We start from the raw sequence: 22,244 nt of genomic DNA, 5'->3' as shown, positions 1-22,244 counted from the left end.
CCTCCTTGACTTTTTGAGCAAGAAAGCCCTAAATAGGGCTTCTAAACTGGATAAACAGGATGTTTACGATCCGTAAATACTTGATATTTACTCATATACATTTCGAATCGTCCTTTTAACTCTTCTCTTAAATTGTTTGGATGAACAATACCATCAATGACCATCTCTGATGCTAAATGGTAAATATCAATATCTTTCTTATACTCTTCACGTTTTTCAGCAATGAAGCTATCACGCTCTTCTTCTGGTAAAGCTGCAATCTTATTTGCATATACAGCATTAACCGCGGCTTCTGGACCCATTACCGCAATAGAAGCTGTCGGTAATGCTAGGCAGCAATCTGGTTCAAAGGCTGGACCTGCCATCGCATATAAACCAGCGCCATATGCTTTACGAACAACGATAGAAATTTTTGGTACAGTTGCTTCACTCATTGCAGAAATCATTTTTGCACCGTGGCGAATAATACCAGCACGCTCTACTTTTGTACCAATCATAAATCCAGGTACATCTGCAAGGAATAATAATGGAATATGATATGCATCGCATAAATTAATAAACTTCGCGGCTTTATCAGCTGAATCGTGGAATAATACGCCGCCTTTCATTCGCGGTTGATTTGCAATAATACCAACTGGCTTACCATCAATACGTGCTAAACCTGTAATTAGTTCTTGAGCAAATAATTTTTTCACTTCATAGAAAGAGCCTTCATCAATAACTCTATTAATGAGATCTTTCATATTGAAAGGAGCATTTTGATTTTCTGGAATGATTTGTTCTAACGTTTTATCGAATTGTTTCGGTTCTTGAGGTGTAACCAATGGAGTCTTTTCTAAGTAGTTGTTTGGAAAATATGAAATGTATTGTCTTGCTTGCGTAATTGCATCTTCTTCTGTTTTACATAAAACATCTCCGCATCCTGATACAGAGCAGTGCATACGAGCTCCGCCCATCTCTTCTAAAGTTACCTTCTCACCGATAACCATCTCAGCCATACGAGGAGATCCTAAATACATGGATGCATTTCCCTCAACCATCATTACAACGTCACAAAAGGCTGGAATATACGCACCACCAGCTGCAGAAGGTCCAAATAACAAGCATACTTGAGGAACTTTACCTGATAATTTCACTTGATTATAGAAGATTCTTCCTGCACCGCGGCGTCCTGGGAACATTTCAACTTGATCAGTAATACGTGCGCCAGCAGAGTCAACTAAATAAAATAATGGTACGCGCAATTTTTCTGCTGTTTCTTGAATACGCAAAATCTTTTCAACTGTACGTGCGCCCCATGATCCTGCTTTTACAGTCGAATCATTTGCCATAACGCATGCAGTACGACCATGTATTTTACCCGTTGCCGTTATAACACCATCAGCAGGTAATCCTGTTTGTTCACAATTTGCAAATAATGCATCTTCTACATATTCACCATTATCAAATAAAAGAGCTAAGCGATCTCGAACGAATAGTTTACCTTTCGCTTTGTTTTGTTCATGATATTTTGGTGCGCCGCCTTGTTTAATCATTTCAACTCGTTCTTCAAATGTATTCGATTGTTGTTTTTGGTCTAACATATTTACTCCCCCTTATACATTGGTGTGCGTTTTTCCTTGAATGCTTGTAATCCTTCTAATCTATCTTTCGTATGGATTACACCTTCATACGCTTGTTTTTCCATTTGTAATCCGGTATGTAAATCAACTTGAATACCGTTTGAAATTGCTTCTTTTGCTAATCGAACAGCAATAGGACCATTACTAGCAATTTTCTCTGCTATTTCAATCGCTTTCTCTTCAAGTAAATGAGCTGGTGCAACAAATTCTACTAAACCATATTCCTTTGCTTCTTGCGCCGAAATACGTCTTCCTGTATAAATTAATTCTTTCGCTCTCCCAACACCAATTAATCTTGGTAAACGCTGTGTACCACCTGCTCCTGGTATAATTGCAAGTGTAGTTTCAGTAAGACCAAGACTTGCAGATTCAGCCGCAATTCTAAAATCACAAGCTAAACTTAATTCCGTACCACCACCTAGTGCGATGCCATTTATAGCAGCAATAACTGGCTGTGGTAATTGTTCAACCATCTCCATAGTAGTGCGAATCATACTAACAGCATGACGAACTTGTTCTTCATTCATACCGGCGCGTTCTTTTAAATCAGCACCAGCACAAAACGCTTTTTCACCAGCACCTGTTAGAATAACTACACGAGTATTTGACTCTTCACTTATTTGAGTTAATATGTTTTGTAACTCTTCTAATAACGCTAAAGATAATGAATTTGCTTGTCTTTCACGATACAATGAAATCTTTACAACGTGAGGTGTTACATAATTAACTGAAATGTTTTGTAATTGTAGCATCTTCTCACCTACTTATCGTTTTATGTTGAAGCGCTCTATACACATGACTCGGTAATTGGATATTTAATTTACTTTGAATAAATTGACTAGCTCTCCATAACTTCTCTTCATCAATATTCGTTTGGACACCTAACTTATGAAGCATATGAACTAAGTCATCAGTTGCAACATTACCTGATGCTCCTGGTGCATATGGACAGCCCCCAAGGCCACCACAAGAACTATCAAATGTTGTAATACCATATTCTAATGACTTAACTACATTCGCAAGAGCCATTCCGTACGTATTATGGAAGTGCATTGCAAACTGCGAAGCATCGTATTTCTTTAATAAATGTTCTAATACTCGCTCTACTTGTAGCGGATTCGCTACACCAATTGTGTCACCAAGAGATACTTCATAAATGCCGTATGAAAATAGTTGATCACATAATTCGTCAACTGCTGCGGTACTTATATCTCCTTCATAAGGACATCCAAATACAGTAGAAACATAGCCTCTTACCTTTTTCCCTTCGAATAATGCCTGTTTTGTTATATCTTCAATTACAACTAATGCTTCTTTAATTGATTTATTAATATTACTTTTATTATGAGATTCACTTGCTGATAAAAAAACATTCACCTCATCTACATTTTGCAAAAAAGCTCGTTCCAAACCATTTTGATTTGGAACAAGCGCTGCATATGTAACATTTGGATCCCTTTTCAGCTCAGAAAACACATCATTTGCATCTGCTAATGCCGGAACCCATTTAGGGTGAACGAATGAGGAAACTTCAACATACGATAATCCCGCTTCTGTAAGTAGTTGAATCCATTTTACTTTATCTTTTGTGCCAACAATCTTTTTTTCATTCTGTAAGCCATCACGTGGCCCGACTTCTTTAATGACAGCAAAATTAGGTAGTTTCAATTCGCTTCCCCCTATATCTCCCTATTCAATTTCTAGCAATACATCTCCTTCATTTACAAAATCGCCTTCTTGCACATTAATTTTCATAACTGTGCCAGCTTCTTCTGAAACGATTGGAATTTCCATTTTCATAGATTCCAAAATGACGACATCCTGCTCTTCCTCTACTGTATCTCCTACTCCTACAACTATCTTCCAAACATTTCCTGCCATCGATGCATATACTTTCGTCATCATTTTTTCCCCCTTAATATTCATAAATCTTATTTTTTAACAAGTTGTTTCGTTACAAAACCCGTTGTATAAATACCACTTTTGAACACATCGTCTTCCAATACTTGAAGCAGCATTGGCGTGTTTGTTTTAATACCTTCTACTTTTAATTCTTCTAAAGCATCATGTAATTTCGAAATTGCTTCTTCACGCGTTTCACCATGAGCAATAACTTTTGCAATCATTGGATCATAGAAAGGTGTAATTGTTACATGATTCTCTAAAAAGTGATCGATACGTACGTTTGTCGGTAACGTTAAATCTGTAATTTTCCCAGGTGATGGGAAAAAAGTTTTCGGATCTTCAGCATAAATACGAGCCTCAATGGCATGACCACTGCGCTTTATATCATCCTGTGTAAACGATAGTTTCTCGCCACTTGCGATAAGGAGTTGTTGTTCTACAAGGTCTAATCCAGTAATTTCTTCTGTAACGGGATGCTCTACTTGTAATCTCGTATTCATCTCTAAGAAATAGAAGTTCTTCTGATCATCTACAAGAAACTCAACTGTACCTGCATTTGTATATCCTAGTGCTTTGGCAGCTTGTACAGCAACTTCACCCATCGCTTTTCGCGTACCCTCATCTAAAAATGGTGAAGGGGCTTCTTCAATTACTTTCTGATTTCGGCGTTGTACTGAACATTCACGCTCCCATAAATACACTGTGTTACCATGTGTATCTGCTAAAAGCTGAATTTCAATATGATGTGCATCAGCTATATAGCGTTCTAAATACATTTCTCCATTACCAAAGAAGTTTTGCGCTCTTGTTTTATTACTTTCGAATGCTTTGGTGAGCGTTTGCTCAGTTTCCATCAACTGCATTCCAATGCCTCCGCCGCCTGCGGATGCCTTCAACATTAATGGATAACCAATTTGTTTCGCAATTTCAATTGCTTCTTCAGCAGTTTCAATATTTGTAGTAATACCTGGAACAACTGGGACATCTGCAGCTTGCATTGCAATACGTGATTCGATTTTACTTCCCATCTTCATAATAATTTCTTCTGATGGCCCGATAAATATGATTCCTTCTTCTTTACAACGAACCGGGAAAGACGGATTCTCTGATAATAATCCATATCCCGGATGAATTGCTTCAGTGTTTGTCTTCTTAGCGATTTCAATAATTTTTTCAAGGTTTAAATAACTTTCTTGGACACGTGGCCCACCTACTAAGTAAGCTTCATTTGCCATCTTTACATGGAGTGCATTTTCATCTGCTTCAGAATAAATAGCAACTGTGCGAATACCAAGTTTTTGACAAGTTTTCATAATACGAACTGCGATTTCTCCGCGATTTGCAATTAATATTTTTTGAAACATAGTGATTCCTCCTTTTTATCTACATCCTAAATGTCTTGCAATTACGAGACGTTGAATTTCAGAAGTTCCTTCACCAATTTCTAATAGTTTTGCATCACGAATATGTCGTTCCACTTCATATTCACGCATATAGCCGTATCCACCGTGAATTTGTACTGCTTGATTTGCAATACGGCTTGCTGCTTCAGATGCGAAAAGTTTTGCCATAGCCGCTTCTTTACCGAAAGGTTTATCGTTATCTTTTAACCAAGCTGCTTTATGTACTAAATTGCGCGCTAACTCTACTTCAGTAGCCATATCAGCTAATTTAAATTGAATCGCTTGGAAATTAGAAATGGATTTTCCAAATTGTTGACGCTCTTTCGCATATTGCAGTGCACGTTCAAATGCAGATTGCGCAATACCTACTGCTAATGCTGCGATTGAAATACGTCCTCCATCAAGTGTATATAAGAATTGTTTAAATCCTTTATTTACATCACCAAGTATATTTTCTTTCGGTACACGTACACTATCAAGTACGATTTCACATGTATTAGAAGCACGAACACCCATCTTATCGTAAGGGCTTGAGATTGTTAATCCTTCACTTGTAGTTGGTACGATAAATGCCGAAATGCGTTTTCTACCATTGTCTTCAACACCGTTGACAGCGGTTACAATAATTGTATTTGCATACTCTGCATTTGTAATCCAACACTTTTCACCACTAATAACATACTCGTCTCCATCTAATACAGCTTTCGTTTGTGTACCACCTGCATCAGATCCAGCGTTAGGTTCAGTTAATCCGAAAGCACCTAATGTTTTACCTGACGCCATTGGAACTAAATATTTCTGCTTTTGTTCTTCTGTACCGAAATAATAAATTGGAGAAGCACCTAATGAAATTGTTGCAGCATAACTTAATCCTGTCCCACCACAAGCACGACCAATTTCTTCAACTGCTAACGCGTACGATACAGTATCGCCACCTGAACCCCCATACTCTTCAGGGAATGGGATGCCTAATAATCCTAGTTCGCCCATTTTTTGAAATGTTTCATATGGAAATTCCGCAGTTTTGTCATAATATACCGCTTTTGGTGCGATTTCCTTTTCAGCAAAGTCACGTACCATTTCTTTAATCATTTGTTTTTCGCGAGTTAGAGTAAATTCCATACCGCTACACACCCCTTATCGAATATTGAGTTTCGACAGCGTGCGAGTTTCTACTACAAACATTACTTCTTAAAAGACAAAAATATTAGTTAGACAATTGCTATAATTCTGTCATAACTTAATTTTAAAACAGATTCTGTACTAATGCACAAAAAAATTCCTACATTGTTCTACAACAACATAGGAGTTTTCTTGTCGAATTATGTAATTTAATGTTTAATAATCTCTACCTTTTCCCGAATCTGAAATTTCTACTAAAGCTTCAGGGTATGGTTCGAAATATGTTTGTCTTAATAAATACTTTTCATCAAATCGAAGGGTCCATGATTTTAAAATTGCAAGTAAACTACTAAGTGGTATTTTCTTTTCTGCATATTTATGTATCATTCCTAAAAAATGATCTTTTTCCTGTTTTTTTAACTTTGTTTTAAAATATCCAAAAATATGCTCACATACATTTACATTCGATGTATAGCGGGGTGTGCGCATAAATAATTCATATAGGGTCTTCTCATACTTTTCAAATACAACTTCAATCGTTTCATTTTTTTGATTTGCAATAATACGCCCTAACTCTTTTTGTTTCACCTGATTATATGCCATAAATAAATATTTATTGTCCGACTGAAACGATACAAGGTCTTTCATATTTTTATTATGTTTAATCATTTTGTAATAAGCTATTGTAAATAACCTTGTAAAGAAATGTTCTCTAATAATAAAATTCGACAATCTACCTTCCTCTTCAATTGGAAGATACGAAAAATTTTTTATTACTGCTCCGCCAAATAAGCCAGGTCCCTTTCCTATTGCTGGTGCTTTTTCAAAACCAGAATAAATTTTCACATCACGCGTACCACAACTTGGTGAACGATTCTTTAAAATAAAACCATCCACATCGGATATCGTTTGTAAAAACTCATTTGAAAATTCCTCCATTTTTTCAGTAACGTCTTCTCGTGTCGACGGTTGTACAAGTTTATTCAAACCGTTTTCTTCTACAATTCGTATCGTTTCACGAGGGACGCCTAGACCAATCTCTACTTCAGGACATACTGGTATAAATGTAACAAATGGCTGTAAGTTTCGAATTGTTATATCTGGAATCATCTCTCCATTATAACGACAAGCATCAAATTCTAAACATTTACTTACAACAATTTTAGGTTTAGCAAATTGTCGCATTTCATTACCTCCTTAGTGATAGTCCATATAATATAAATTGTACTCAGTTTTACATTTTAAGCAAAGTTTGATTCATGTAGTTTTATTAATGTGCGCTCTATAATGATGGTTTAGACATTGTGAAACGAATAATACACACATGCTCTGGAGAAATTAATACATAAGAAAGGAGGGAGCGTTATGAAGAAGAAATTATCATCTATTTTAAGTGTTTTAGCACTATCTATTATGTTTTTAGGTACAGCTGCACAAGCTGAATACGATGGAAATAATATGAATAGAGTTAATAACACTGACATTTCAACTCGAGTTAATGACAATAACTTAGACAGAGTTAATAATGATGTGAGAACTCGAAATGTAAATACGACAAATGATTTAAATGATAATCGTGATAAAAATAATAATTGGGCTTGGCTCGGTTTATTAGGACTAGCAGGATTATTAGGTCTTAGAAGAAGAGACAAAGAAACACGTTAATTTGGAACATTTTTAGTAAACAAGTACTTATTTATCAAAAATAAATAATGAATATAAATCGCCTTTTTAAAGGCGATTTATTATTTGCATAAAAGTAGTATATGTAATTCACACTTCAACATATTGTTACTTATGATTAAATTCGTGGCGTTAATCCAAACAATATAAATTGAATCGTATGTTCAATTTCCACTTCATCATCCCATTTTTCTTCAGGCAATAATAAAAATCGTGTTAAGAGTAATCCTAATACAGCTGATAAAGTAAGTCGTACTACAGAAGATGGTGGCATTTCAATAATTCCACCTTTTTCTTGAAACTTTACAATTAACTTTTTAAAATGTGAAAGTAACTCTGTTTCTACTAATTGTTGTATTTCATTTTTCAGTTCTGGCTGAAATGGCACTTCTTGAATTAATATTTTTATCATTGGAAAATGCTTTTTTGCAAATTCAAATCTATTATAAATGACAACTCTTAAAAGTCCTTCATACGATTCATACTCCGATTTAAATATTTCTTTCGCAAAGGCTTGTACAAAAAATGGTGCAGCAAACTTTGTTAATGTCGGCATGACGACTGCTAACAATAAATCTTTTTTCGTTTTATAGTAGCGGAAGATTGTTCCTTCCGCTACACCAGCCCGCTTTGCAATTTCACTTGTTGAAGTTGCAGCGTAGCCTTTTTCGCCAAACCTATCAACAGCCGCTTCTAATATACGCATTTGACGTTCATTTCGTTTATCCGTATTTGTTGTGGCAATTAATTCTTCCAGCCAATCCTTCTTCATCTATAATGCCCCTTTGTATCATCATTATATTTTTCGATGTTTCTTTAATGCAAATACATTTCCTATTGCAAATAGTAGAGAAAAAAGCAGTAATACAGTTAAATCTAATGCAATCTCTGTAAACCCTTGATCTCGAATCATCACTTGTCTCATTGCGTCAGCGCCATATGTGAGCGGAAATAATTTCCCTAACATTTGGAGCCACTTATTCATAGATTCAATTGGAAACAACCCAGAAAAGAAAATTTGTGGCACAATAACAAGTGGTATAAACTGGATCATTTGAAACTCATTATTTGCGTATGCCGATAAAAATGTCCCTAAAGTTAATGCAGTTAAAGAAAGCATACATGTAATAAGTAACGTTAGCCATATGGAGCCTGCTACATATAAATCTAAAATATAAACTGAAAAACTTACGATTATAATGGATTGTATAAATGCAAAGATCCCAAAACCAATAATATATCCTACAACTATTTCCCATCTTCTTACCGGAGTCGATAATAACCTTTCTAAAGTACCACTTAAACGTTCTCTTACGAAAGACACCCCTGATAAAATGAATACAAAGAAAAAGGTAAAGAAACCGATTAATACGGGACCAAGCCCATCAAACATTGTAAAGTCTTTAGAGCCATGTAAATAATTCACTTCAGGTTTCATAATCGATACATCGTTCTTCTCTGTACTTTTTTGTAATATTTGAAGCACAGCACGATTTTTTGACGAATCACTACCTTCTAATACAATATTCATTTTTCCATTTTCTAAACGAATTACTGCATCTACCTTTTGATTTTCCAACTCAGACATTGCCTTTTCTTTACTATATTCATAAATTGAGGCTTCTTGATTTTTCATTACTTTTACTACTGGAGCAGGCAAATCAACAACAGCAATATGTGGTACATAGTCTTTTTGTGTAAACACTAGCGACAATAACCAAAGTAATAACATAGGTGCTCCAAACATCATGGCTAATGAACGCTTATCCCTGAAAAATTGGCGAATAATACGAATGATAACACCAGTAACTCTCATGATAGAGCCACCTCTTCCAACAAAAAGACATCTTCAATCCTTCCTGATGATACCCGCTTTTTCAATTCTTCAGGTGTTCCAGTCGCAACTAGCTTTCCTTCTCTAATTAACCCTAGGCGTTCACAAAATTCAGCTTCGTCCATAATGTGTGTCGTTACAATTATAGTTGTGCCTTTCTTTTTCAGATCATAAAATTTTCCCCAGATTGTTTTTCTAAGAAGTGGATCTATCCCGACTGTTGGCTCATCTAAAATTAATATTTCAGGTTCATGAAGAAGTGCCATTGCCAATGATAAACGTTTTTTCATTCCACCTGAAAACTGCTGTACTTGCTTTTTCATATGTTGCGATAATTGTACAAGGTCAAAAACCTCTTTGATTCTTTCTTTTTTATGCTTTCCCTTTAATCCATACATCGTTGCAATAAAATCTGCATTTTCATATGCTGATAGTTCTTCATATAATGCATCAGCCTGAGCCATATAACCAATTCTTTTCATTTCATTTAAATTAGGCATGTTAGTATTACCAACAAGTACTTCACCTTCTGTTACCTCATTAATACCTGCAATCAATTTAATGAGAGTCGTTTTCCCTGAACCTGAAGGTCCAACTAAACCAAATATCTCTGCTTTTTCAACTCGCAATGACAGATTGTGTAAAACTTCTTTTTTCCCAAAACTTTTCGATACAGTGCGTAAAGTAATTGAAGGTTGTTGCACGTATTCTTCCCCCTTTTCAAAAAATGAGTGAGTACTCACTTTTATTTTACTCTTGCGTAATTATATGTCAAAGTTAATTGATTAGTATTTGTTTTTAATAAACAATAATAGACAATGAAACAGAGTCGACATTAGAATATCATTTCTTAAAGTCGACTCTGTTTCATTTAAATTATATATTTTACTTTACGTTTTTAAATTCATATATTTCCTAATTCTAGCAACATCTAAAGAATATTCGATAACTAATTGCTGTAAAGGTAAAATCACTGTATCAGGATATAAATGTGCATATTGTAATGTTTCTGCATATTTTTCTAACCTTTTTTCTAAATACTTTATAATTTGATCAGGATGACTTACTAATAAACATTTATAATAATAATGTATTTGTTCCTCAATCGCCGTATACTCTTCAATTTCATATTCTTTATGCATGTGTACACCCCTTTTAGTTTTTTACATAAATTACTTATCACACTTTTCACTCGACTAATTTTTAATTTTTTTGATTATTTACACTATAACAAACTCTTCAGGTCAAATTTTGTTACTTTATGTAACGTAGAAAATTTTTAACAAAATTGTAATGTTAACTTGTATAAAATCCATTTAACCTATTTTTTCTGCACAAAAAAGTCGTACAGTTCAATTTAACTGCACAACTACAAGTTCTGGTCTATTAAAAATTCTTTGCGGAATGATACTATTGCCTAATCCTCTACTCACTACCATAGACGTATTTTGTTTTTCATATAAACCAGCTGTATATGCAGGGAATAGCCCTTGATTCGGAGCAACTAACCCACCGATAAATGGCAATCTAACTTGCCCTCCATGAGCATGTCCCGATAACACTAAATCTATTTGCTCATCAGCATATACTGTCAAAAATTCAGGCCTATGGGATAGTAATACATTATATGTATCCATCTGCATTTCAAATTTCGCTTTTGAAATTTCATCTTTTACAACATTTCCTTCATCACGTTTTCCAGTTACAAATTCCGGATCATCAATACCAAGTAAATTTATTTTTTGCTCCTCTTTTTGAATAGTTACATGTTCATTTCTTAAAACGGTAACATGATGTTTCTTTAATTCTTTTTCCAAATCATTATATTTCCCTGACCATTTTTCATGGTTTCCTGTTATAAAATATACAGGATACTCCTTTACAACTTCTCGGATTAAATCCATACTAATTTTTACATCGTACGATTTACTATCAATTAAATCACCCGTAATAGCTATAATATCTGGGTTTATACTATTTACTTTTTGAATTAAAACGTCTTGCTTATCGCCAAATTCTTTATTATGTAGATCTGAAAGTTGAAGGATTTTAAAGCCTTTAAAATTGGATGGGATTTTACTAGACGTTATATTAACTTCAGTTATTTTTATTAAATTGTTCTGTACATATAAAAAGATACTAATACCCAGTAATATACAAATAATCACAATGATTCTATTCATATTTTTTTCATATTTTCTCCTTTTTATTCTCATAAAACGCTTCTATATGCTAAATGAATTATATTATATTTTTTAAGTTAATAAAATAATACAGTACATGAAATTTTATTAATGGATACAATATATGTTCGTTATATTTATGCTTTTCTTTTTAATAATAAGACTACAAAAAAACGATTCTTTTCACAAGAAAAAGAATCGTTACTGATTTTATACTTTCAATACTATCTGCTAAAGAAATAAAAAAACTAAGTGGTTATTACCTAATGGCATTGATTACAACTTCAGCTGCCTCTGCAATGAGTTGATTATCATAGGTAGCCTCTTTCTCATCTTTACTAGATAAAATTGCGATGATAATAGGTGCTCTATTTGGTGGCCGAACGATCGCAATATCATTTCGTGTCCCGTAACTTCCTGCACCCGATTTATCTGCAACTACCCAGTCAGTTGGCACGCCTGCACGAATAAGTTTGTCTCCTGTAGCATTTCCTTTCATCCACTCTGTAAGAATGTTACGTTTATGATCCGGAAGCGCATTTCCGACCGTAAGATCTTTAAGATTCTTAGCAATTGCTTTCGCTGTACTAGTGTCACGAATGTCTCCTGGAATAGCCTCGTTTAATTCTGTTTCAAAACGATCAGACATAGTAACCCGATCCCCCATCTGTCTAAGCGCTTTTTCATATCCTTTCGGTCCGCCTATTTTATGAAATAAAATGTTCCCCGCAGTGTTATCACTGTAACGAACAGCAGCCTCTGCAATTTCTCCTAGTGTCATTCCAGTATCTACATGTTTCTCTGTAACAGGTGAATAATCCACTAAGTCTTCTTTCGTATAAGTAATAACTTCATCTAATTTCTTAGTAGAGTTTTGCTGCAGTAATACTCCTGCCGCTAAAGCCTTGTAAGTTGATGCAAAGGCAAACCTTTCGTTAGGTCGATAAGCGATTGTTTGATTTGTACCAGTATCAATCGCATATACACCTAATCGAGCATCAAATTTTTTCTCAAGTTGAGAGAACTCTTTATGCGTCGCCTGATTTTTATGTTTTATTTGTCCTTTCTTTTCTTTCGCTTCAACTTGCAGTGGTCCTCCTGTAAAAGCTTCTATGCTTGTAAGACTTAAACCTAATATACCAACGCATATTCCTATTTTTAGCATCCTCTTGTTTTTCAAAATCATCATTCCTTTCAAGTTCTTAACACTTTTTTTACTTACACATAATAGACAATCACCGAAACAAGTTTGTTCCATAAACTAAAAAAACTTTATAACTAATATCGGTATTATTAACAAAATAAAAGATAGCAACTATGATAGCTGCTATCTCTTATTTCAAATCTTCTTTTAATTTTTAAAGGCTTTTATATAAACAGAGTCTCTTCCCTTGAGAAAAGTACTCACATTTTACTAATTTTGATTAAAACTATCTGTACTAGCAGCTTCACCATGTATACGTTGTTGTTTTAAATCAAAGTATACATCTAAAACTTCCTTTCCAATTATAGAATTAATTCCACTTTTATCATTATGAAGCCATGGGACTACTACAGAAAACGCTACTTCTGGATTATCATATGGAGCATATCCAACTAATGTTAAGTTGTAACATTCCATACGTTCTCCTTTTGCATTTCTGCCAATTGGGTCTTCTCCACCATATACAGTTTGAGCTGTTCCTGTCTTTCCTGCTGGTTTATATGAAGCATTTTTGAAATACTTCACGCCAGTTCCATCACCTTCTTGGAATACCCATCTAAACCCTTCTTTTATACGATCAATATGTTCTGTCTTCATATCAATTCGATTTAATACGACAGGTTCTATAGAGCGTATAACTTTTCCAACCTCTTCTTTTATTGATTGTTCTCGTATTTCTTGTACAATTTGAGGCTGCATTCTATAACCGCCATTAGCAATCGTTGAAATATACTGTGCCAATTGTAATGGCGTATACGTATCATACTGACCGATAGAAAAGTCTAGTAAAAACCCAGGTTGACTATCTACTTTTCTCGTTTGTCCAATTATTTCATTCGGTAAATCAATACCTGTTGGGACACCTAAACCAAATTGCTTGAAATAATAGCGCATCGTATCAAATGCTCCTTGTTTAATATCCAATGAGCCATTTGGTACGTAATTAACTCCCGCAATTTTTAAAGCTGTCTGGAACATGTATACATTCGAAGATACTTGTAGAGCTCGTAAATCATTAATATTACCAAATCCAGATACATTCCACGATTTCTTAGCTTGTGTACCTTTAAATTTCATCGGTGCATCATAAAATTGATCTCCTGGATGTATTGCTCCTGTCTGATATCCAGTTAATAAAGTAGCACCTTTTACAGCTGAACCTAGCTCATATGAGGTTGTCATGTTACCTAATGCCAAATCCTCAATCTCTATTTTCCCTTCTTTTTCTACAATCTTTTTTCCTGCCATAGATAAAATCTGCCCGTTATTTGGATTCGTCATTACGACAAAAGCTCTGTCCAACAGTGGTTCTGAACCTTTAAAAGCTCTCAAATTTTTCTCTATACTTTCTTCGACCTTCTTTTGCAATTCCATATCAATCGTTAATGTTAAACTATTACCACTTTTTCCTTTAGAGATGATTTCTGTGTTTATAATGTTTCCTGATTTATCAGTAATATTTTTCACTTCTTCTTTTGTGCCGTGTAATACATCTTCATATCGTTGTTCAATATAACTTTTTCCGACACGGTCATTACGGTTATATCCACGTACCAAATAAGAATCTAAGTTTTCTTTCGGCAGACCTTCTTCACTACTCGTAATATTACCTAATACAGAACGAAATAAATTACCATTTACATAATTACGTTCCCAATCAACCGTTGCATCTACTCCAGGATACTCCGCAAGATTTTCACTTATCCGCGCATACTCTGCATCCGTTACATCTTTTTTAATAATTTGTGGTGTCAGTTGATAACCTGAACTCATTTTACTTTTAATAGCTAACACCTTTAAATCTTGTGCTGTTAATTCTGCCAATTCAGCTTCTGTAACGTGGTCTCGTCTTAATTCTTCAATTTTTTTGTCTAACTCTTTTCCCTCTATTCCCTTTTCTTTAAACGTTTCTATATCTTTTTTAGTGATCTTTGTCTCCGCACGTTTCGTATTTAACTGCATCCAGAAATCCTTTTTATCAATATCGGTTAACTTATTTATATCTTGTTCGGGCATTTCAAGTACTTTCGCCAAGTCTTTTGCTGTTTTTAAAATTTCTTCACTCGTAATCCCCTTTACCCTTGTATAGGTAATCGCGCGAAGAGATTTATTATTAACAACTGTTTTCCCTTCTCGATCTAGTATTTGTCCACGCGGAACTGGAATGCTAGTTGTTGCATTTTGACTGCTTTCCACTTGATTCTTATAAGCCTCTCCCTCTACGATTTGCACTTTTCCTAGTTGCATAATAATAGCTGAGAATAGTAAAAATATGCAAAGGAACATTATATTTAATCGAATAGATATATATGTCTTCTGCTTCTTTCCTTTTTGTTCTTTCATAAATCCTCCATATAATTCTTTCAGGAATTGCTACAAATACTAAAAGCATTCCTTATATTTTAGATACCGATGACCGGTTATAAATTATCGTCTCAATTTTTTACCTACTCCTTGTAAGCATTCATTCCTTTTCGTTTAGCTACGTAATTAATAACTCTCCCTTCCTGTTTTTTCTCTATTTTTTTGTCGCTTGCATTAGAAATGCTAAACTGTATAATAACTCTTATTAAACTTACACTTAGACTTGATAGTAAATTTTCATACTGATTGTTCCTTTCTTCGTGCTGTAATACTTAATAGACAACCTAAACAATAAAGTTGTTCCACATTTACAAAAAAAATAATTAACTATAAGATGAAATAGGCTACATAAGGGAGGGTTATATGTTACATACAAAAAGATGGAGATTTTTTGCGGTTCTTTCTATTGTAGGTTTGATTTTACTAATTTTATTTAAAATCAACTTCATTTCAATAACTATCGCAACTTCTTCAGCTGAAAGAGGAAAAATCTTTGATCAAAATGGTGTAATACTAGCTACAAATAAGAAGGTTAAGTCTCTATATTGCACTTCTAATGATGAAAAACTATCGAAACAAGATACATCAAACACATTAGCTTTTTTTAATCAATTTTCAAGCGAGTTTCAACATGATATTTCTACAGAGAACATAAAATCTCAATTACAACAATCTTGTAACAAGCAGACTATGAATGATATACCGTTATACTCTGATATAGCTGAGAACGAACTTGCATTCATAAACAAAAACAAAACCAATAATGTAATAATTAAGGATGAATGGATTCGATATTATCCTAAACACGAAATTGGTTCACAGGTAATTGGATATGTAGAAAATGACCATACTTCAAAGTATATGGCTGTTGGGAAAAGTGGGATTGAGCTGCAATATGAAAATGATCTAAAAGGAAAACCAAGTAAAACTCTTATTTTTAAAATAAGTAATAAAAAGTTATTATGGAACATTCAAAAAGTACAAAAAGGAAAAAATGTCCGGCTAGCTTTAGACTCTAGATTACAGCAAAAAACAGAGGAAGCATTAAGGTCTCAAATTAAGAAAACACCTGATGCTAAAGCTGGTTATGCTGTAGTGAGCGATGTAAAAACTGGCGCAATTTTAACTATGGCCAACTCAGCAGTTTTTAATCCAAATATATTACATACACATGTATCAACTAAAGTAGATAACATAAAATCACTTTCGCAAAATAAAGCAATTCAAAAATTAAAGTATGGTGGATCTTATGTAAATATGGCTTCTACTATAAAGCCACTTACTATTTTAATTGGATTAAACGAAAAACTTTTTCAACCTGAAGATACATATTTAGATAAAGGTACTTTTCAGTATGATAATCAAAATAACATTACGAATGCACCTGGAACGCCAAAAGGTGAGATTACACCGAGGCAGGCTATCATTAATTCATCTAACACATTTATGACTGCAAAAGTAGCTCTGCCATTATTTAACCAAAATAATGGCAATGTAGAAAAGGTGGCACATATATGGACAGATTATTTAATGCAATTCGGCCTACGTTCTAAAACCGGGATTGATTTACCCTTTGAAGAAGACGGACAATATGAATTTCATCCTTCTAATAAGTTTGAAAACGGAATCTCCGCTTTATTAAATGCGTCGTGGGGCGGAAATGAAGTGCATACTCCTCTTCAACTCGCTCAATATGCAGCAACTTTGGCAAGTAAAGGTGATAAATATAAACCTCAAATGGCAAGTGCTATTATTGGTCAAGATGGTAAGGAAACAAAAAAGTTTAAACCCATTTTAGAAAGTTCAAATCGTTACCCGATGAACTTTTGGAATGTCGTGCAAGGTGGAATGAGTCAAAATATAGAGGAGATTAAAAAATTGCCCTTTGACGTCGCAGGTAAAACAGGTATTACAGGTTTTCCGAATGAGCAAGAAAGAATGATAAATCATTCTCTATTCATTGCATATGCTCCTACCGAAGATCCACAGATTGCCGTTTCTGTCGTTATTCCTAGTAGTAATTCAGAAAAAAACATTGCCGCTCTAGTTACATCAGAAATTTTAGAGTCCTGGAATACTCTTCAAAAAGAAAATAAAAACAAAGAGGAAGGTTCATTAAAGTGAACCTTCCTCTTTTACCATATAGAATCTATATTTATAATTTTCCATATACCTTCATTATTCTTTTCGAACATAAATGAATATTTAATATCAGTTAAAACGTACTCTTTTTGTACATATCCAGTATTACCGTTAATTGTCGATATTTTTATATATCCATCCTTCTGCACTTTTTCTGGAATCCAAGCTTTTACCATTTCATTAGATACTTCATATAAAACTTGTGATTCTCGCTTTGGTTCAGCTAAAATTTTCGTTTTATTTCCAGTAACAGTTGCATATATAAAATGTGCTTGTTTTGGTTGGTTACTTTCTGTCAATCCACTTGGTACTTTGTATACTTGTTTTGTATCATTTGCAAATTCTCCCCCCATTGTAAGAGCGACTTGCAACTCATGAAAAATATCTTCATCAAACTTCAATTCATCCTTCTTATAGCTATTCCCTTTAAATTGAACTTCATCGTTTAACGCTTTATACAAGTCATTTTCATTTTTTGCATTTGTACTTTGATATAAATCATTCATAAATTGTTTTAATGTTGGATCTTGAGCAGACTCATCTTTTGTTTTAGGCTTAATTTGTGTACTACTTTGTACCGGTGATTTATTATCATCAAGCCAAGGTTGTTGAACAATAAAAAATAAAAATGTACAAGCTAAAACCACTACAATTGGCAATGCTTTTTTACGAAATGGTCTTGTATGTTTTGGAGAACCTACCTCATTACTTTGATATATAGATTGCTTTATTTTATAAATATATTCTTCTTCGTCTTTACGGTGTTCCATTGGGCCTTTTTTTAATTTTCTATACCAGTCAGGATTTTGTTTATTGTTCATCACTACCACCCTCCCCTATTAATTTTGAAACCTTACTTCTTGCTCTACTTAATCTAGATTTTACAGTTCCAATGGATACTCCTAGTGTTTCAGCTATTTCTTCATAAGATAATTCATATTTTGCGTCCAATATTATTATTTCACGGTGCTTTTTAGGTAGTTTTAATACAACTTTCCACACATCATTCATTTCTTCTTGCTTAAAAAATTCTTGTTCTGCCGACAGAGTTTGCTTATCGTCACTAAAAAATCCTACTAAAGATATTCTTTTAAAATAAGATGATTTCAAATAGTTTATTGCCGTATTTCTTGTGATTTTTAATATCCACGTTTTAATAGATGATTCCTTTCGAAATGAATTCCAATTTTTAAATACCTTTATAAATACATCTTGTGTGATATCATCTGATAAGTGTGGATCTTTCGTAATAATAAATGAATAATTCCATACATCTTGCCAATAGTCTTTTATAACATAGTCCAGCTCATCATGATTACACTTTTCAATAAACGTTTGTTCCATTTCCACACCTCAAACTTATTTGAATAAACCTAAAACTACCCTCACTTTTATTATGGTTTCAATATATAGACAAGATACAAGTTTCATTTGTTCCATTGATTATCTTTTTTCAATAGTAAAACCCTTAAATAATTACCTATATATTCTCTTAAATGACAGGTTCCATAATATCACATTTAAAACCATAGAATTTGATTTAAACAATGTATATGATGAAGTATCAACTTCCTCGAGCCATAACAAAATAGAAAAAGCATTCTCGATTAGGAAGAATGCTTTTGTGATACTTAATTGTTCTTTACGTTAAGCAAACGCATAGTGAATTTACTAAAAGATTTCACCTTATACTTAAGGTATTATTTCTGAAAAACATGTTTTACTTTTTCACCTGGAACATTGCTCCCTCCTCTTCCTTTTACATCTTCAATCATCATGGTTACAATCATGTCTGGCTCATTTGCATCAAAAGCTGCAAACCATCCAAGTTCTTTTCCGTCCACTTCTTTCGACTCTTTCAGTTCTGCTGTACCTGTTTTACCAGCAAGCGTTATACCATCAACCTTAGCAATTCTCCCCGCACCATCAGGGTCATTAATGACTTTTGTTAATGCACTCTTTAATATGTCTTGATTCTTTTTAGACACCACATTTTCTTTCCAATTTCCCGTTACTCTTGCTTCTTTTAAAAGATGGGGCGACGGAATATTCCCTTCATTCACAATCGGTGCATATGTTAATGCTAAATGAAGTGGTGTCATTAATACTTGTCCTTGTCCGTATCCCGTGTCTGCTAGTTGAATATCGTTTTTTATCCCATCTCTTGTAATGATTGACATAGGAAATTCGTATTCGATTGGTAATTTTTCATGAAAACCGTATTTCTTCAGTTCATTTACATACTGTTCTTTTCCTATTTTCAAAGCTTGTTGAGCAAAATAAATATTATCAGAGTACTTCATCGCCTTATCAAAATCAATTGGACTTGCATCCTTCACACGTGTTACATAATAATTTCCCCAAGATGAATCTTTTATCCACTTCAATCCTTGAATTTTAAATTCTTCCTTAGGATTTATTGCGTTTGTTTCCAAACCAATTGCACCTGTAATCGTTTTAAATACGGAACCTGGTACGAATGCTTGTGTGAAGCGATTCATCATTGGTAGTTTCGCGTCGTTAGTCCACACCTCTCTTTGTGCTTTTGAGGCTCCTCTAACTATTATATTTGGATTATAAGCAGGGCTACTTACAAGCGCGATTGTTTCACCTGTTTTAGGATTGATCGCTGCACTAGAGCCTGCTTCATTTTTCATCTCATTATAGATTTTTTCTTGAATTGCAGCATCAATTGTTAATGTAACATTTTCCCCTGATTTCGCTTCTTTTTTTGCTACGTTTTTAATCTCTTTCCCACTCTCATCTTCTATAAATACGCGCCCACCCTTTTCACCACGTAATTTATTCTCCAGTACTTTCTCTAAGCCTGTCTTACCTATTAAATCATCAGCTTGATAACCTCTTTTTTGAAGCGATTTTAACTCCTCTGCATTCACCTTTCCTATATAGCCAGTTAAGTGTGCCGCTGCTTCACCTAATAGATACGTACGAATATTGATTGGTCTAGATGATACCCCTTCTAATTCGATATAATCATTCTGTCTAGTTCCCTCTTTTAAAATACCAATTGGTACAAAGGAATCTGGCTTTATCCATTTCGCTGTAAGCTTCTGATCGACCTCTTCTATAGACATATCCAGTAACTGTGCAACTAGTTCTTTTGTTTGCGCCGCCGTTTCGCCTAGTTTCTCTGGAATAATTCCAACCTCAGTCCCTTTACCATTCGTTGCTAGACCTTTCCCATTTCGATCGTATATTTCTCCACGTTTTCCTTGTTCTGTTTGCATACGTACTTTGTAATCTTTTTTCATACCTGGAAAAATAAAATCTGGTGTCCAATCTATTTTCCAAGATTCTTTTTCTTTCACAAGTTTTACCTCATGGATAAATGAAGCTGGTCCTCCATCCGTATCCATCTTAACTTCAAAAAGAAAGAGTTCTTTATCTTTCGTATTCTCTCCTTTCGTTTTAACTTTTAAATTCTTAACTCCAATACCCTCATAGATTTTTTGATATTTCTCTGTGAATTCCTTTTTAGAAATCGTTTTTTTTGCATGTTCTGATAAATAATCATACATATTTGCAAATTTTTTATCATTCCATAAATTGATATATTCTTCAAATGCTTGTTTTGGCGATTCATTTTTATTACATCCCACCAACATAACTGCAAAACAAAAGAAAAGCAGCATCCATAATTTTTTCAATTCAATCTTCTCCCTTAGTTAAAAAATATTTATTCCTTTCTTGATATATTAAACAAAAAATGTTTTAACGCTTAATAGACAGTGTAAGTAATGAAATTGTTCCACACTTATAGAAAAATTAAATTCTATGGTTAAGTTGCATTCGAGGGGGAAGATTTTAAGATTCTATTTAGCAATTGCTTTCGTTATTAGTGTTGTTTTAACAATTTTATTTAAAATACCTTTCAGTTCGAGTTTTCCGTTCGTATCTTTTTTGTATATATTTCACACAAAAAAGAACCCTTATACTAAGGGTTCTGCAACAGAAAATATCAAAAATATAAACAATAAAAAGAATTACTTAAAGTATAATTTTAGGCACTCTATATACTTCTTTTTCGTATCACCCCCCCTGTGCAGCATGTGACAGGAGTTTAGGTCATTCTCCAGCTTATTTAGAAGAGTCATGTACATGTAAACAATTAAAAATCAATTCAGCAACTTTTACATATCCTTTTGAGTTTGGATGAATGAAATCCTTAGACCAAAGCGTATTGTCATTAACCAACTGATGATTCCAAAAGTCAACATGATGAAGCTTATACTCTCTACTCAGTGAAAATATAACTTCATTTGCCTCTAATAATTGTTCTTTTAACTCTTGTTTTTTTTCAGAAGAAAAAGGAAGCCTCACTGTAAAATCTGGAAGGTTTGCTATCATAATATCAGCACCTGTTTTACTTAATGTATCTATCATAAATTCCATATCGTTCTTATATGTTTGATGATTCCAACGTCCTTTTAATACATCGTTTGCACCCGCAATGAGACTAACCAAATCTGGTTTAAAAGTTAATGCTTTTTCCAATTGCTGTGAGCGAATTTCTTTAGTTACTAACCCACGCTTTGCAAAATTAGCATATTCTATATCGTTTACACATAGTTGAACAAAATGATCTACCCAGCTTTTTAATGCAATTCCCTCAACTTCATCCCCTATCCCCTCTGTAAAACTATCACCAATCGCTACAAATCGCTTCCACATACGTATTCCCCCTTTATTATTAACCATATTTATACTATACAATAGCTCACAACGTAATTGTTATTTCTAAGTGGTTTTCGATTTCAATTA

The 22,244-nt window shown here is 33.9% G+C and carries 20 protein-coding genes; 2 read left to right on the top strand and 18 right to left on the bottom strand.

Annotated features, from left to right (window positions below; all coding sequences use genetic code 11):
• Window positions 1-41 precede the first annotated feature (41 nt).
• The 7 genes from ACQVV1_RS01610 to ACQVV1_RS01580 form a co-directional block, all read right to left on the bottom strand.
• Window positions 42-1,583: an acyl-CoA carboxylase subunit beta gene (locus tag ACQVV1_RS01610; protein WP_242253263.1), complete on the bottom strand. Its 1,542-nt coding sequence runs from the start codon at window positions 1,581-1,583 to the stop codon at window positions 42-44.
• A gap of 2 nt (window positions 1,584-1,585) precedes the next feature.
• Entirely contained in the window at window positions 1,586-2,374 is a 789-nt protein-coding gene (locus ACQVV1_RS01605) for an enoyl-CoA hydratase (RefSeq protein WP_063224868.1), read from the bottom strand.
• A 4-nt stretch (window positions 2,375-2,378) separates the two neighbouring features.
• A complete protein-coding gene (gene mvaB / locus ACQVV1_RS01600; RefSeq protein ID WP_242253262.1) occupies window positions 2,379-3,290 on the bottom strand; it encodes a hydroxymethylglutaryl-CoA lyase in 912 nt (303 codons plus the stop codon).
• 21 nt (window positions 3,291-3,311) lie between these two features.
• Window positions 3,312-3,527: an acetyl-CoA carboxylase biotin carboxyl carrier protein subunit gene (locus ACQVV1_RS01595; protein ID WP_001985297.1), complete on the bottom strand. Its 216-nt coding sequence runs from the start codon at window positions 3,525-3,527 to the stop codon at window positions 3,312-3,314.
• 26 nt (window positions 3,528-3,553) lie between these two features.
• Window positions 3,554-4,891 carry an acetyl-CoA carboxylase biotin carboxylase subunit gene (locus tag ACQVV1_RS01590; RefSeq protein ID WP_242253261.1) on the bottom strand — a complete coding sequence of 446 codons (1,338 nt, stop codon included), beginning with the start codon at window positions 4,889-4,891 and terminating at the stop codon, window positions 3,554-3,556.
• A 15-nt stretch (window positions 4,892-4,906) separates the two neighbouring features.
• Window positions 4,907-6,052 (bottom strand): acyl-CoA dehydrogenase, encoded by a 1,146-nt coding sequence (locus ACQVV1_RS01585; RefSeq protein WP_016087807.1) that lies wholly within the window; start codon window positions 6,050-6,052, stop codon window positions 4,907-4,909.
• Between the two features lie 216 nt (window positions 6,053-6,268).
• Complete coding sequence (locus ACQVV1_RS01580; RefSeq protein WP_431168497.1) at window positions 6,269-7,237, bottom strand: YbgA family protein; 969 nt, start codon at window positions 7,235-7,237, stop codon at window positions 6,269-6,271.
• A gap of 180 nt (window positions 7,238-7,417) precedes the next feature.
• Here ACQVV1_RS01580 and ACQVV1_RS01575 point away from each other — a divergent pair, with 180 nt between their 5' ends.
• Window positions 7,418-7,717 carry a WGxxGxxG family protein gene (locus tag ACQVV1_RS01575; RefSeq protein WP_242253257.1) on the top strand — a complete coding sequence of 100 codons (300 nt, stop codon included), beginning with the start codon at window positions 7,418-7,420 and terminating at the stop codon, window positions 7,715-7,717.
• Window positions 7,718-7,853: 136 nt separating this feature from the next.
• On the opposite strand, the gene ACQVV1_RS01570 is transcribed toward ACQVV1_RS01575, so the two are convergent.
• From ACQVV1_RS01570 to ACQVV1_RS01540, 7 genes are all read right to left on the bottom strand, one after another.
• A complete protein-coding gene (locus tag ACQVV1_RS01570; RefSeq protein WP_242253255.1) occupies window positions 7,854-8,507 on the bottom strand; it encodes a TetR/AcrR family transcriptional regulator in 654 nt (217 codons plus the stop codon).
• 24 nt (window positions 8,508-8,531) lie between these two features.
• The gene (locus ACQVV1_RS01565; RefSeq protein ID WP_242253254.1) at window positions 8,532-9,551 is read right to left on the bottom strand and encodes an ABC transporter permease; all 1,020 of its coding nucleotides are present in this window, start codon (window positions 9,549-9,551) and stop codon (window positions 8,532-8,534) included.
• Window positions 9,548-10,273, bottom strand: a complete 726-nt coding sequence (locus tag ACQVV1_RS01560; protein ID WP_242253252.1) for an ABC transporter ATP-binding protein — start codon at window positions 10,271-10,273, stop codon at window positions 9,548-9,550. Before ACQVV1_RS01560 ends, ACQVV1_RS01565 begins: the two co-directional genes overlap by 4 nt.
• 186 nt (window positions 10,274-10,459) lie before the next feature.
• Window positions 10,460-10,711, bottom strand: coding sequence for a hypothetical protein (locus ACQVV1_RS01555; protein ID WP_063224861.1), 252 nt, complete (start codon window positions 10,709-10,711; stop codon window positions 10,460-10,462).
• A gap of 210 nt (window positions 10,712-10,921) precedes the next feature.
• Window positions 10,922-11,785, bottom strand: coding sequence for a metallophosphoesterase (locus tag ACQVV1_RS01550; protein ID WP_431168496.1), 864 nt, complete (start codon window positions 11,783-11,785; stop codon window positions 10,922-10,924).
• A 226-nt stretch (window positions 11,786-12,011) separates the two neighbouring features.
• Window positions 12,012-12,938: a class A beta-lactamase Bla1 gene (bla, locus tag ACQVV1_RS01545; RefSeq protein ID WP_442896544.1), complete on the bottom strand. Its 927-nt coding sequence runs from the start codon at window positions 12,936-12,938 to the stop codon at window positions 12,012-12,014.
• Between the two features lie 228 nt (window positions 12,939-13,166).
• Complete coding sequence (locus tag ACQVV1_RS01540; RefSeq protein ID WP_431168495.1) at window positions 13,167-15,299, bottom strand: peptidoglycan D,D-transpeptidase FtsI family protein; 2,133 nt, start codon at window positions 15,297-15,299, stop codon at window positions 13,167-13,169.
• 384 nt (window positions 15,300-15,683) lie between these two features.
• On the opposite strand from ACQVV1_RS01540, the gene ACQVV1_RS01535 reads away from it, so the two are divergent.
• Entirely contained in the window at window positions 15,684-17,444 is a 1,761-nt protein-coding gene (locus tag ACQVV1_RS01535; RefSeq protein ID WP_431168494.1) for a peptidoglycan D,D-transpeptidase FtsI family protein, read from the top strand.
• 11 nt (window positions 17,445-17,455) lie between these two features.
• On the opposite strand, the gene ACQVV1_RS01530 is transcribed toward ACQVV1_RS01535, so the two are convergent.
• The 4 genes from ACQVV1_RS01530 to ACQVV1_RS01515 all read right to left on the bottom strand — a co-directional run bounded on the left by ACQVV1_RS01530 (window position 17,456) and on the right by ACQVV1_RS01515 (window position 22,181).
• A complete protein-coding gene (locus ACQVV1_RS01530) occupies window positions 17,456-18,283 on the bottom strand; it encodes an anti-sigma factor (protein ID WP_098555320.1) in 828 nt (275 codons plus the stop codon).
• Window positions 18,273-18,806, bottom strand: coding sequence for an RNA polymerase sigma factor (locus tag ACQVV1_RS01525; RefSeq protein WP_063223884.1), 534 nt, complete (start codon window positions 18,804-18,806; stop codon window positions 18,273-18,275). The genes ACQVV1_RS01530 and ACQVV1_RS01525 overlap by 11 nt, the downstream gene beginning before the upstream one ends.
• A gap of 356 nt (window positions 18,807-19,162) precedes the next feature.
• On the bottom strand, window positions 19,163-21,130 hold the full coding sequence (locus ACQVV1_RS01520; RefSeq protein WP_431168493.1) for a penicillin-binding transpeptidase domain-containing protein: 1,968 nt from the start codon (window positions 21,128-21,130) through the stop codon (window positions 19,163-19,165).
• Between the two features lie 430 nt (window positions 21,131-21,560).
• Window positions 21,561-22,181: an SGNH/GDSL hydrolase family protein gene (locus tag ACQVV1_RS01515; RefSeq protein WP_431168492.1), complete on the bottom strand. Its 621-nt coding sequence runs from the start codon at window positions 22,179-22,181 to the stop codon at window positions 21,561-21,563.
• Between the last annotated feature and the right edge of the window lie 63 nt (window positions 22,182-22,244).

Source organism: Bacillus basilensis (assembly GCF_050630465.1).
Taxonomy (GTDB): Bacteria; Bacillota; Bacilli; order Bacillales; family Bacillaceae_G; genus Bacillus_A; species Bacillus_A basilensis.
The sequence above is the reverse complement of the archived record's forward strand: the minus strand, read 5'-3'. Positions and strand labels throughout refer to the sequence as shown.

Excerpts from the sequence above, each read along its gene's own strand:
- ACQVV1_RS01610 (WP_242253263.1), bottom strand. The coding sequence starts at position 1,583 with ATGTTAGACCAAAAACAACAATCGAATACATTTGAAGAACGAGTTGAA.
- ACQVV1_RS01605 (WP_063224868.1), bottom strand. The coding sequence starts at position 2,374 with ATGCTACAATTACAAAACATTTCAGTTAATTATGTAACACCTCACGTT.
- ACQVV1_RS01595 (WP_001985297.1), bottom strand. The coding sequence starts at position 3,527 with ATGATGACGAAAGTATATGCATCGATGGCAGGAAATGTTTGGAAGATA.
- ACQVV1_RS01590 (WP_242253261.1), bottom strand. The coding sequence starts at position 4,891 with ATGTTTCAAAAAATATTAATTGCAAATCGCGGAGAAATCGCAGTTCGT.
- ACQVV1_RS01585 (WP_016087807.1), bottom strand. The coding sequence starts at position 6,052 with ATGGAATTTACTCTAACTCGCGAAAAACAAATGATTAAAGAAATGGTA.
- ACQVV1_RS01580 (WP_431168497.1), bottom strand. The coding sequence starts at position 7,237 with ATGCGACAATTTGCTAAACCTAAAATTGTTGTAAGTAAATGTTTAGAA.
- ACQVV1_RS01575 (WP_242253257.1), top strand. The coding sequence starts at position 7,418 with ATGAAGAAGAAATTATCATCTATTTTAAGTGTTTTAGCACTATCTATT.
- ACQVV1_RS01570 (WP_242253255.1), bottom strand. The coding sequence starts at position 8,507 with ATGAAGAAGGATTGGCTGGAAGAATTAATTGCCACAACAAATACGGAT.
- ACQVV1_RS01565 (WP_242253254.1), bottom strand. The coding sequence starts at position 9,551 with ATGAGAGTTACTGGTGTTATCATTCGTATTATTCGCCAATTTTTCAGG.
- ACQVV1_RS01555 (WP_063224861.1), bottom strand. The coding sequence starts at position 10,711 with ATGCATAAAGAATATGAAATTGAAGAGTATACGGCGATTGAGGAACAA.
- ACQVV1_RS01550 (WP_431168496.1), bottom strand. The coding sequence starts at position 11,785 with ATGAGAATAAAAAGGAGAAAATATGAAAAAAATATGAATAGAATCATT.
- bla (WP_442896544.1), bottom strand. The coding sequence starts at position 12,938 with ATGATTTTGAAAAACAAGAGGATGCTAAAAATAGGAATATGCGTTGGT.
- ACQVV1_RS01540 (WP_431168495.1), bottom strand. The coding sequence starts at position 15,299 with ATGAAAGAACAAAAAGGAAAGAAGCAGAAGACATATATATCTATTCGA.
- ACQVV1_RS01535 (WP_431168494.1), top strand. The coding sequence starts at position 15,684 with ATGTTACATACAAAAAGATGGAGATTTTTTGCGGTTCTTTCTATTGTA.
- ACQVV1_RS01530 (WP_098555320.1), bottom strand. The coding sequence starts at position 18,283 with ATGAACAATAAACAAAATCCTGACTGGTATAGAAAATTAAAAAAAGGC.
- ACQVV1_RS01525 (WP_063223884.1), bottom strand. The coding sequence starts at position 18,806 with ATGGAACAAACGTTTATTGAAAAGTGTAATCATGATGAGCTGGACTAT.
- ACQVV1_RS01515 (WP_431168492.1), bottom strand. The coding sequence starts at position 22,181 with ATGGTTAATAATAAAGGGGGAATACGTATGTGGAAGCGATTTGTAGCG.